12 protein-coding genes are annotated in these 11,570 nt (G+C 33.6%); 2 read left to right on the top strand and 10 right to left on the bottom strand.

Annotated features, from left to right (window positions below):
- Positions 1–18 precede the first annotated feature (18 nt).
- The 4 genes from gldD to mutY form a co-directional block, all read right to left on the bottom strand.
- On the bottom strand, positions 19–600 hold the full coding sequence (gldD, locus tag Q0951_RS13045; RefSeq protein WP_299337530.1) for a gliding motility lipoprotein GldD: 582 nt from the start codon (positions 598–600) through the stop codon (positions 19–21).
- Between the two features lie 12 nt (positions 601–612).
- Entirely contained in the window at positions 613–1,920 is a 1,308-nt protein-coding gene (locus Q0951_RS13040; RefSeq protein ID WP_299337529.1) for a gliding motility-associated protein GldE, read from the bottom strand.
- Between the two features lie 29 nt (positions 1,921–1,949).
- Positions 1,950–2,402 carry a single-stranded DNA-binding protein gene (locus Q0951_RS13035; RefSeq protein WP_299337527.1) on the bottom strand — a complete coding sequence of 151 codons (453 nt, stop codon included), beginning with the start codon at positions 2,400–2,402 and terminating at the stop codon, positions 1,950–1,952.
- A gap of 77 nt (positions 2,403–2,479) precedes the next feature.
- Positions 2,480–3,526, bottom strand: coding sequence for an A/G-specific adenine glycosylase (mutY, locus tag Q0951_RS13030; RefSeq protein WP_299337525.1), 1,047 nt, complete (start codon positions 3,524–3,526; stop codon positions 2,480–2,482).
- 134 nt (positions 3,527–3,660) lie between these two features.
- On the opposite strand from mutY, the gene Q0951_RS13025 reads away from it, so the two are divergent.
- Together Q0951_RS13025 and Q0951_RS13020 are read left to right on the top strand one after the other, a co-directional pair.
- Positions 3,661–3,951 carry an HU family DNA-binding protein gene (locus tag Q0951_RS13025; RefSeq protein ID WP_028870804.1) on the top strand — a complete coding sequence of 97 codons (291 nt, stop codon included), beginning with the start codon at positions 3,661–3,663 and terminating at the stop codon, positions 3,949–3,951.
- Positions 3,952–4,264: 313 nt separating this feature from the next.
- Positions 4,265–5,809: a ribonuclease E/G gene (locus tag Q0951_RS13020; RefSeq protein ID WP_299337523.1), complete on the top strand. Its 1,545-nt coding sequence runs from the start codon at positions 4,265–4,267 to the stop codon at positions 5,807–5,809.
- A 63-nt stretch (positions 5,810–5,872) separates the two neighbouring features.
- Here the strand turns inward: Q0951_RS13020 and Q0951_RS13015 are convergent, their stop codons facing one another.
- From Q0951_RS13015 to Q0951_RS12990, 6 genes are all read right to left on the bottom strand, one after another.
- The gene (locus tag Q0951_RS13015; RefSeq protein ID WP_299337522.1) at positions 5,873–6,244 is read right to left on the bottom strand and encodes a hypothetical protein; all 372 of its coding nucleotides are present in this window, start codon (positions 6,242–6,244) and stop codon (positions 5,873–5,875) included.
- Between the two features lie 98 nt (positions 6,245–6,342).
- Entirely contained in the window at positions 6,343–7,911 is a 1,569-nt protein-coding gene (locus Q0951_RS13010) for a hypothetical protein (RefSeq protein ID WP_299337519.1), read from the bottom strand.
- A gap of 276 nt (positions 7,912–8,187) precedes the next feature.
- Complete coding sequence (locus Q0951_RS13005) at positions 8,188–8,409, bottom strand: hypothetical protein (protein WP_299337516.1); 222 nt, start codon at positions 8,407–8,409, stop codon at positions 8,188–8,190.
- 86 nt (positions 8,410–8,495) lie between these two features.
- Positions 8,496–9,533 (bottom strand): aldo/keto reductase, encoded by a 1,038-nt coding sequence (locus tag Q0951_RS13000; RefSeq protein ID WP_299337513.1) that lies wholly within the window; start codon positions 9,531–9,533, stop codon positions 8,496–8,498.
- Between the two features lie 239 nt (positions 9,534–9,772).
- A complete protein-coding gene (locus tag Q0951_RS12995; RefSeq protein WP_299337511.1) occupies positions 9,773–10,732 on the bottom strand; it encodes an OmpA family protein in 960 nt (319 codons plus the stop codon).
- A 61-nt stretch (positions 10,733–10,793) separates the two neighbouring features.
- Positions 10,794–11,552: an exodeoxyribonuclease III gene (locus tag Q0951_RS12990; RefSeq protein WP_299337509.1), complete on the bottom strand. Its 759-nt coding sequence runs from the start codon at positions 11,550–11,552 to the stop codon at positions 10,794–10,796.
- Positions 11,553–11,570: the final 18 nt, after the last annotated feature.

Below are 11,570 nucleotides of genomic sequence, written 5' to 3'. Positions count from 1 at the left end.
TTTTATTTGTAATCTGTATTATTCTTTCCATTCTATCGATTCCATTAAATGCTTGATATCATTTTTTAGATATACTGCAGCTGGATAAATAGAATCATAATTTGGTTTTGCGTAGAAGTACAATGAGCCACTTAGAAAGTGATTAGTACTATCGGTGACATAAAATTGTGATTGTGACGCTGCATTACCTCCAACTTCGTAAAACATTCCAAACACGTCCTGTTTTGGGTTTTCATAGACAATGGCCTCAATTTCATCTGCTTTAATCGTGTGCTTTTGGGTCAGATTTTGTGCATCCCTCAATAAGGTATCCAAGTTATTTGAATTGACTTCTTTATACGTAAGATATATAGTGCCTTTCATCTCAGAATAGTTAATATTCACACCAATAGCATTGTTTATACCATCTAGCTTTATATTGGAGATCTTATCGGCAACGGTGTTCTTTTCAAAAGTGAAAGGCAACCTGATATCTACTGTTGTATATTCTGGTTTCTGATAGTCTAATCTGAGCATCGCCTTGGGTTTTGGTAAAGGATCTTTTCCGCAAGAGATTAAAGCAGCAGCGATGGTAGTTAATAATAGTTTTCTGATAGTCATAGTAGTGCTAGTTTAATCTAAAATGGTAAACTTGATCTGTTTGATTCTTTTTTTATCGATAGCTTCTATTGTAAAAACGTAATTTTTGAAATTTATTTTGCTTTGACGTCTCGGAAAAATCCCTGAGATTTCTAAAACAAATCCAGCTATGGTTTCTGCCTCTCCTTTGTGATCTTCAAATTCAGCTTCGTCATCTATCTTAATAATCTTATAAAAATCTTTTAGTGTTGTTTTTCCTTCAAACGAATAATTGTTATCATCTATTTTAGTATAGATAACATCATCATCGTCAAACTCGTCACTAATATCACCTACAATTTCTTCTATAACATCCTCTAAAGATATTACACCAGATGTGCCACCATATTCATCAACAACGATAGCAAGATGTACTTTTTTATCTTGAAACTCAACCATCAAATCATCTAGTTTTTTGTTTTCAGGAACAAAGAACGGCTCCCGAAGTAAGGCGGTCCAATCAAACTGTTTCCGTTCTATATGTGGTAAGAGGTCTTTGATGTATAAAATCCCTGTGACATTATCAATGCTATCTTTATAAACAGGTATTCTTGAATAACCATTTTTAATAACTTCAGGAATAATTTCAGCATACTCTAATTCTTCGCTTAATGCAAAGATGTCCATACGAGGACGCATAACTTGTTTGGTGTCTGTATTTCCGAAGGATACTATTCCCTGTAAAATCTTATGCTCCTCATCGGTTGTGTCGCTATCACTAGTTAATTCTAAAGCTTGAGATAATTGGTCAACACTTAAATTTGATTTTTGTCTGCCAAGCTTATTGTGGATGGTTAAAGTTAAATGACGCATTGGTGAGCTAATTGGAGAAAAAATAACATCAAGCACTTTTAGAGGAATAGCCATAAACGTCGAAAACTGTATGCGATTTCTACTGGCATATATTTTAGGAACAATTTCACCAAAAAGTAAGATTAAAAAAGTGATGACTACAACTTCAAGCAAAAATCTTACCCAAGAGAGCTCTACAGAATTAAAAAGGGTTTCTCCTAAATATGCAAAGAGTATAACAATTCCAATATTTATAAAATTATTAGCTACAAGTATAGTTGCTAAGAGTTTCTTAGGTCGTCCTAATAGTTTTGAAATGATATTGAACTTTTTTGGATTATCATCCAAACCTGTATTGAGATCAGATTTTGTCAACGAAAAAAATGCGACTTCAGCTCCAGATATCAATGCAGAGCAAAGCAATAAAACGAACAGCAGTATGAGCCCGGAAATGAAAGACACATTCACATTGAGCATTGTTATTATTAAACTCGAGGGTTCAGGATCCACAGTAAATAATTTAAATTTAGTTTAATGTATTAAAACGGAAGATCATCATTGTCTTCTGTTGTGGGTTCAGAAACCGAATTATTAGCTGTATGTTGAGAGGTTGGTTGAGGGCTTACAGCTGCAGTATTTCCACCTTGATTCTCATTTTTAGTTGACAAAAATGTAAAATCTGTACACTGTATTTCTGTCGAATAGCGATCAGCTCCTTTATCGTCTTGCCATTTTCTGGTTTTTAACCGACCTTCAATATACACTTTATCACCTTTAGATAAGTACTTCTCACAAATCTCAGCAGCCTTGTTACGCACCACAATATTGTGCCATTCGGTATTGGTGACTCGTTCATTGGTTTGTTTGTTGGTATAGGTTTCATTGGTTGCTAATGGGAATCGCCCAACACAATTTCCACCATCAAAATAATGCATCTTTACTTCATCTCCCAAATGCCCAATTAGCATTACTTTATTTAATGTTCCTGACATAGTTATTGTTGTTTTGAATTACAAAATTAAACATTTTGAAATCACTGTATTAAAAGTATGAAAAATTTATCAGTTATCTAAAATGAAGCTCCAAACTCATCAATAAAATTTCCAATCAAAATAGGAGTAGGGTAGGTTTTTATTTCTGAAATTGGAATCCCAAGTTTTGGTAATTCGTTGACTTGGACAATCCAAAATTTAGTGTATAAATGTTGGTGTGATAGCTTATGGACTAATTCTGAGGTATTGTAAAGGCTGAATTCAAATTTCATCTTTTTAAAAAAGGAACTGACTTTTGGGTGTGCTTTAAAACTATCAGCAAGTAATTCTTTTTCGGTTTCAATCAAAGGAAATTGATATAGATTTTGCCAAATGCCTTTTGAGGTTCGTTGTTCAAAAATAGTTTTTTTATCTGCGGAAATGAGCACCAAAAAGTTGAAGTGCTTTTTAGTGACTTTAGTTTTCTTCAATTTCACAGGTAATACATCAATCTTCCCTTTTTGAACTGCGACACAACTATCTTTTAACGGACAAACAATACAGTATGGGTTTTTAGGTTTGCATTGGGTGGCACCAAATTCCATAACGGCTTGATTGTAATCTCCAGGGTTTGAAGTATCGATTAGCGTTGTTGCAAGTGCTTTGAATTCTTTTATGCCTTGAGTAGAGTTAATAGGAGTATCAATTCCAAAATAACGAGACAGAACTCTGTAAACGTTACCATCAACTACAGCTGTTGGTTCATCGAAACAAATAGAGGCTATAGCACTGGCTGTATAATCACCAACACCTTTAAGTTTTATAATCTCTTTGTATGTGTTAGGAAATATACCATTAAGTTCTCTAGCTATGTATTTTGCTGAAGCGTGTAAATTTCGGGCTCTGGAATAGTAACCTAAGCCTTGCCAGAGCTTTAAAACGTCTTGTTCTTCGGCATTTGCTAAATCAAAAACAGTGGGGAATTTATTTACAAAAGCTTCATAATATGGTAAACCTTGCTTAATTTGGGTTTGTTGCATAATTATTTCAGACAACCAAATATAATATGGATTCTTGGTTGTTCGCCATGGTAAAGATCGCTTATTGTCTGAGTACCAATATGTTAAAATTTCCGTAAATTTCATTTAAAATAATTAATCTATGCAAAAATAAATCTTTACTAGGTTAAATTTTAATTAATTACGCTTGAAATATTGAAATTAAATTACCTATATTTGCATCCCTTATAATTAATAGATAACCCTAAAAATTAATAACAATGACAAAAGCTGATATAGTAGCTAAAATTTCTGATAAATTAGGAATTGAAAAAGGAGATGTTCAAGCAACAGTAGAAACATTCATGGAAGAAGTTAAATCATCTTTAGAAGGAGGAGATAATGTATACCTTAGAGGTTTCGGAAGTTTTATTGTAAAAACTAGAGCAGAAAAAACTGGACGTAACATTTCAAAAAACACGACAATTAAGATACCTGCTCACAACATACCTGCATTTAAACCTGCTAAAGTATTTGTTGAAGGTGTTAAGACTAACGTTGAAGTAAACTAAAACATTAAAACAAATATTAATTTAAAAAGACTTATTTTATGCCAAGTGGTAAAAAAAGAAAAAGACACAAGGTAGCGACGCATAAGCGTAAAAAACGTAGACGCGCTAATCGTCACAAAAAGAAATAAATTAAGAAAAGTAGTTTTTTAACTACTTTTCTTAATTTTAAAAACAACGTTCTTTGATATAAAATTCATGAGTTTATTACGTTTTACCTGCGTAATACATGAATTTACTGGATTAAATATCCTGTGTCAAAAAAAGTATTATCCATCTATCTCGAAATGAATCGGGATGGATTAAAATTAACAACATGGAAAAAGAATTGATTATAAGATCGAGTTCTGATATTGTTGATTTTGCCTTATTAAAAGATGGAAAACTTATCGAATTACACAAAGATGAAGATGATAACAACTTCTCGGTTGGTGATATATTTATTGCCAAAATACGAAAAGCTGTTCCTGGTCTAAATGCTGCATTTGTTAATGTAGGCTATGAGAAAGATGCGTTTTTGCATTATCATGATTTAGGACCAAAATTGCCTTCACTTTTAAAATTCGTTAAACGTGTAAGCACAGGTAGACATACCGATTTTTTACTGAAAAATTTTCAGTTTGAGAAAGATATTGATAAAAACGGAAGCATTGCTAACGCTTTAAAATCAAATCAATCTCTATTAGTACAAATTGTAAAAGAACCCATTTCAACCAAAGGGCCTCGCATTAGTAGTGAGTTGTCCATTGCTGGTCGTTATATTGTCTTAGTACCATTTTCTGATCGGATTTCAATTTCTCAAAAAATTGAATCCAAAGAAGAAAAAGATCGCTTAAAGCGATTGGTAAAGAGTATCACACCTAAAGGATTTGGCGTTATAATTCGTACAGTTGCAGAAGGCAAAAAAGTTGCCGAACTCGACAAAGATTTACAAAACTTGCTGAATAGATGGACAGCAATGTGTAAAAAATTAAACAAAGCACATCATCCTAGTAAAGTGTTGAGTGAAATGAACAAAGCTTCTTCTATTTTGAGAGATATTTTTGACGATTCATTCACAAGTATTACAGTAGATGACGAAGTGCTTTACGGACAAATCAAAGATTATGTCCAAGAAATCGCTCCCAAAAAAGAATCAATAGTCAAGTTTTATAAAAATGGCGTACCAGTTTACGAAAAATATGGTATTGAACGTCAAATTAAAACCTCATTTGGTCGCACAGTCTCCATGGCAAAAGGAGCCTATTTGGTAATAGAACATACCGAAGCGATGCATGTTATTGATGTTAATAGTGGGAATAGATCTAACAAAGAAAAAAATCAAGAAGACACTGCTCTGGAAGTCAATTTAATTTCTGCTTCAGAAATTGCTCGTCAGTTACGTTTACGTGATATGGGAGGGATTATCGTTGTAGATTTTATTGATATGGGACGAGCAGAGAATCGAAAAAAATTGTACAATCATCTTCGTGACGAAATGAAAGATGATAAGGCAAAGCACAAGATTTTGCCACCTAGTAAGTTTGGTTTGATACAAATTACCAGACAACGTGTTCGCCCAGAACGCAACATTAAAACAAAAGAAGAAAATCCAAACTTAGGAGAAGGAGGAGAAATTGAAGCACCAATTAAAGTGATTCAAAACATCACTCAAGATCTTGAGAGGCTTTTCAAAAAAGACTATAAAAAGATAACCTTAAACGCGCATCCATTTATAGCAGCCTTTCTAACCAAAGGGTTTCCATCGGTACGTTCTAAATGGTTTTTAGAACACAAAAAATGGGTAAAAGTTTTACCTAGAGATGCTTACACTTATCTTGAATACCATTTTTATGACAAAAATGGTAAGGAAATCAAATAATATCTAAAACCCCCTTTTCACTTAATGTGGAAAGGGGGTTTTGTTTTAAAACAGTTTATGAAATTAAGGTTTGTTTTTCTTCTTAATGATGGTGTCTTTCGCTTTCATTCTTACATTGGCTGCAATTATACTGTCCATGTTTTTGATTAGCTTAATGGCTTCATCAATATTTTTAGCTTTTAAAGAATTCCTATTAACATTTTTATCATATTCTATAGGCTCCTTATTTGGAAATTCTCTGTCAAATCGTGAAATAACTAAGAACACCTCTTTCGAATAGGCGTCTGAAATTAAAGAGTCTAATCTCCTATTTATTAATTTTGGCTTGACTTTTTTGTTAATAGATTTTCCTATATCGAATGAAATTGAATCGTTTTTTTGAAGAAAATCAATCTCTGCTATATTAATTTTTAAGTAACTTTTAATGGTTTTCAAGTTTTGTTTCCTATTGGAATTACTTGAATAAGGAGAATAGCTCCTGCATGAAATAAATAATATAAATAAAAGAAATGCTTTTAATATTTTCATAAACTCTAATAATCTAATGGATACCAAGTACTATAATTTTCTAAAAACTCACCTGAAGAATAATTGTAATGCAGACTTATTTCTGCAGATTCAGAAAAACTAAATAAACCATTCAATATATCAAGTTGTATGCCTGCCTTAAATTTTCCTTTTATTTTAATTATTATTCTATCGTAATCTTCATAAATTTGAACATCAATTCCTTCAGGGTGATTTGGATCAGGATTTGATATTTGTGTCCAACTTAAAAAGGTCTCGTTTCCTTGTATATAACTGTTTCCGCTAATTATATTCAAACACTCATATTGATTGTTGTCGTCAGGTATAAATGCTCGAACTACACTTACTAGATCTGCATCAAAAAAATCTGGGCCGTCCATAACATGTCTGTCAACTCTTATTGTACCTGCTTCTTCAAAGGTGGTTGTAGTATTTATTGTACTGAATAAATTGTCATGAAAAACTTCAAATTCATTAAAATTACTAAAGCTCATATAATCATCATTGGGATTATTATCAGGTTCAAAAACAGCTGATGGATGCTCCATCATAAAGTTAATCATATCCAACGCCAAATCCAAAGCCTCCTGCGAAATTTCAGTCATTTGGTTTTGATCTACGCTAGTATCGTCAAAGCCTTCTGGTGTATCATCTCTATTGATGGTACGATTATCATTTAGAAAATCGGCAATAGACTGAAGCTGTTCTGCATTAGCTTCATTAAGTAGCCATTGTGCTTCTGGAAGCGCCATGTTTTCTATCTCTAAAGCTAAAGCTATCGAAAGTCCGTTAGGCGTTACTGTATTTTCCAACCACCATGGACTACCTATAGCTGTGCTACTTCCCGATGGAGATCCTTCTAAAGGCGGAATATTAATACTTGGATTCCCAAGGTCTGTGTCTATGATATAACCTCCAGTACTAGAATCGCCTGCTGTAATTTCTACAGTATCATTTTGTATATATCCAGAAAGACCAAACCAATCACCACCAATCCATTCTATGAGACAACCGACACTATCAAATGGAGATTCACAGTCACCATTACCATCAGTTCTATTGAGATTCGTATTTGTCAAGCCTGGTAGTCCGCTGGCCACTTGTTGCCCGTCTTCATATCTATAGGAGTATTCAATTTGACCATCTAATCCATAAATGAGCATCACTCCCGAAAATGCCATTCTGTTATCACTTTCAGTATAAAGAAGTACAAAAATTTTAGAGTGCATGTCTCCATTAATCTCTACAGAACCAATAAAACCTTTGGCATGACCAGACGTTGGTAAATAGATAGGTGTATAGAGAATGTCTAAATTTTCCTCTGGTTGATCCTTATAGGTTTTGGCTTTAGAATTCTCCCAATCGGTTTGTAATGCATTGCTTGAGGTCCTAAATTGGGGATTAGATCCAAATGATGAGAGGTCGATGTGTTCATTGACATGCTGTCGTGCCTTATCAATACTAGGTACTTTATATCTGTTTTGTTCTTGAATGATCTCGTCATTATTCTGACAAGAATATAAGATGCTAAACATTCCAAAGAAAAGGAATGCCGTTTTAAAAATATGTCTCATTGTGTTACATGATTTAAGTTAGTGTTCAGTGAATATAATTGATCAATTAGTGTATATAGAAAATATTCTACATAATCAAATATAGAAAATATTCTACACAAAAACAATTATCAGATTGATTTTGTGAGTTTTAAAGTTATTCTATAAGTAGAAAAGCATTAGAATTTAACTAATAATCAATCACGTTCGAATATATAAAGCAAAAAAAATCTCAGATATACATCCAAGATTTCTTACCATTTTATGAATAATTATAAGGAGAATGGTTTTTAAGCACTATTTGTTATTAAGTTCTCTTTGCATGAGTTGGTTCTTTAATTTAAAGTATTTCATAACTCTGAAATACAATAGTATAATACCGATAATAAAGGCTATTATTAGTATTATATATAATATAGACCAAGCAGCCATAAATTTCATTCCTGACGACATTTCAACATCCATATGATATGAATCAGGTTCTTGTAATAGTAGATAGATTATAATTGGTGTGTCCATGATGCTTAATTTAGTGCAGCTCTAATATAGAATATAATCTATATAATACCAAACTAAATTCATTTAAATATATTCAGGGAATCATTTTAAGGCGCAGGATTAGGAATCACCGCATGTACTTCGTTGATCGCTTTTAAGATTTCATCACTTAACTGAATATCTATACTGTCAATATTTTCTTCCAATTGCTTTAAAGAGGTGGCTCCAATGATATTACTAGTCATAAAGGGCCTGTCGGTTACAAAGGCTAACGACATTTGAGCTAAGGTCATACCATGGTCTTCAGCAATTTTTAGATAGCGCTTTGTAGCTTCTGTGGATTGTTCGCTACTGTATCTTGCAAATCTTGGGAAGAGCTTTAATCGCGCATTATCACCTTCTGTACCTTTAATATATTTACCTGATAATACACCAAATGCCATTGGCGAATAGGCTAATAAACCTATCTCTTCACGAATAGCGACTTCAGCCATATCGCCTTCAAAGACTCTGTTGAGCAGTGAATATGCATTCTGAATAGTAATCATTCGAGGTAAATCGTGTGCATTAGATTCTTCTAAGTAACGCATCGTTCCCCAAGCTTTTTCATTAGAAATACCTACTTGACGTATTTTTCCAGACTTGATGATCTCATCGAGATTGTGTAAGATCTCATTAAAGTTATCTGTCCATGGATCATTAGGATTATGATGATAATCTCTTACGCCAAAAGTGTTCGTTTGGCGCTCTGGCCAATGCAACTGATATAAATCTATATAATCGGTCTTAAGTCGCTTTAAACTATTATTCACAGCTTCATTAAGCGCATCTTTACTAAACCCTGTAGTTCTAATATGAGCTGTGTAATCACCTGTGCCAGCAATTTTTGTAGCCAATACAACCTTATCTCTATTGCCTGTTTTTTCAAACCAATTACCAATAATGCGTTCGGTTTCAGCATAAGTCTCTGCAGTAGCAGGAACTGGATATAATTCGGCAACATCAAAAAAATTGACGCCTTTATCCAACGCCATATCCATTTGAGCAAAGCCTTCGTCTTGGGTGTTTTGATTTCCCCAAGTCATGGTTCCTAAACATATTTTACTGACTTTTATATCGGTTTTTGGTAAGGTGGTATATCTCATGAGTGTGGTTTAATATTACAAAAGTGCAAAGATAAGAAGATGGTTCTGTTTTTATTAAGCAGAACCATCTAAAACTATGTTAAGGTTTTTACTTTCGAAATGTGAGTTTTTATCTACACTTCGACTGCGCTCAGTGTGACATCTTTTCAGTTTGACAATTGAGACTTCATTTTTGACTATGTCATTTCGAGCGCAGTCGAGAAATCTCATAATCTCCTTTACTGTCTGAAATAGCAGATTTATATATCATTTAATAATTTAGAAATCTCATCTAGTTTTGGTGTTAGAATCACTTCTATTCGACGGTTTTGGGCTTTACCTTCGGCAGTATCATTACTTGCAATTGGTGCAAATTCTCCTCGGCCTGCTGCAGTTAAATTTTCTGGATTAATAGATTCGTTCTCTCTTAGGATATTAACTATAGCAGTAGCACGCTTTGCAGATAGATCCCAGTTCCCACTTAATTGTGCATTACCTTTGTAAGGTACATTATCTGTGTGGCCCTCAATCAAGATTGCAATTTCAGGATTATCGGCTAAGACATCACCAAGTTGTTTTACAGCTTGCTTTCCTTGTGTGCCAACAGCCCAACTTCCAGATTGGAAAAGGAGTTTATTTTCCATAGATACATATACTTTTCCATTACGTTGTTCTACAGTTAATCCTTTGCCTTCAAAGTTGGTCAGTGCTTTTGAGATGGCATTTTTAAGTTTGGTCATGGCTGCATCTTTAGAGGCAATTACATTTTCTAATTCAGCAACACGTTGTGATCTGGCTTCCAGTTCTTTTTTAAGTTTTTCAAGTCGTGCATTCTCCGCAGCTAGTGCTTGCTCTTTAGCTTCCAGCTGAGCTAACAACTCTCTGTTTTTCTTTGAGTTTTCTGCAATTGAAGCACTACTGTTTTTTTCTAATGCGTCATAAGAGGCTTTTAAATTGTCTAAATTAGACTTCGTAGCATCATAATCACTCTGTAATTTGTTGCGTTGGGCTACAGTGGTATCATACTCTTTTTGTAATCTCGCCAGATCATTTTCAGCTGTATTTAAAGCTGTTTCGAGATCTTGATTTTGATCAGCAAGTTTGCGGTTTTCCTTTTTTAAATTGGCATACTTATCTTCCAGATCTGTATATATTTTTTTGGAAACACAAGAAGTTGTTAATACTAAGCTAAGTGCTATTAATGACAATTTTTTAATCATATTGTTTAGGTTAAGTTCCACCTTTAGTTAATTTATAGTGGACAGGTTGTTATTATAATTACTATTCAATTTCTACTAAGATCGGACAATGATCACTGTGGACCGCTTCCGAGAGAATAACGCTACGTTTAATGTTTTCTTGTAATGGCTCACTTACCATGCCGTAATCTAAACGCCATCCTTTATTATTTGCTCTGGCATTGGCTCTATAGCTCCACCAGCTGTATTCTTGTTTTTCAGGATGTAAATATCTGAATGAATCTATAAACCCGCTATTGATAAAATTGCCAAGCCATTCACGTTCTTCAGGTAAAAACCCAGAAACACCTTTCATTTTTGGATTGTGGATATCAATAGGTTCATGACAAATATTATAATCGCCAAGGACAACTAAATTCGGTTTGTCTTGTCGTAAGTTATTTAAATACTCATGAATGAGATCCATGTATTCAAACTTGTGCGCTAATCTAGCATCATTAGTTCCCGAAGGTAAATACATACTCATAATGGAGAGTCCGTTAAAATCTACTCTTAGATTGCGACCTTCAAAATCCATAGATTCTATTCCAGTTCCATATTCTACATGGTCTGGTTCTGTCTTGCTTAAAATAGCAACACCACTGTATCCTTTTTTTTGAGCACTAAACCAATAATGATAGTTGTAACCAGCATTTTCTATGGCTTCAATATCCACTTGCTCTTTCATAGCTTTGATTTCCTGTAAACAAATCACGTCAGGATCAGCACTTTGAAGCCAATCGATAAAGCCTTTATTCATGGCAGCTCGAATACCATTTACGTTGTATGAGATGATTTTCATTCTGAATAGTTAAGATTT

Source organism: uncultured Psychroserpens sp. (genome assembly GCF_947501425.1).
Taxonomy (GTDB): domain Bacteria; phylum Bacteroidota; class Bacteroidia; order Flavobacteriales; family Flavobacteriaceae; genus Psychroserpens.
Note: the sequence above shows the minus strand (reverse complement) of the source record. Positions and strands in the feature narration are given on the sequence as shown.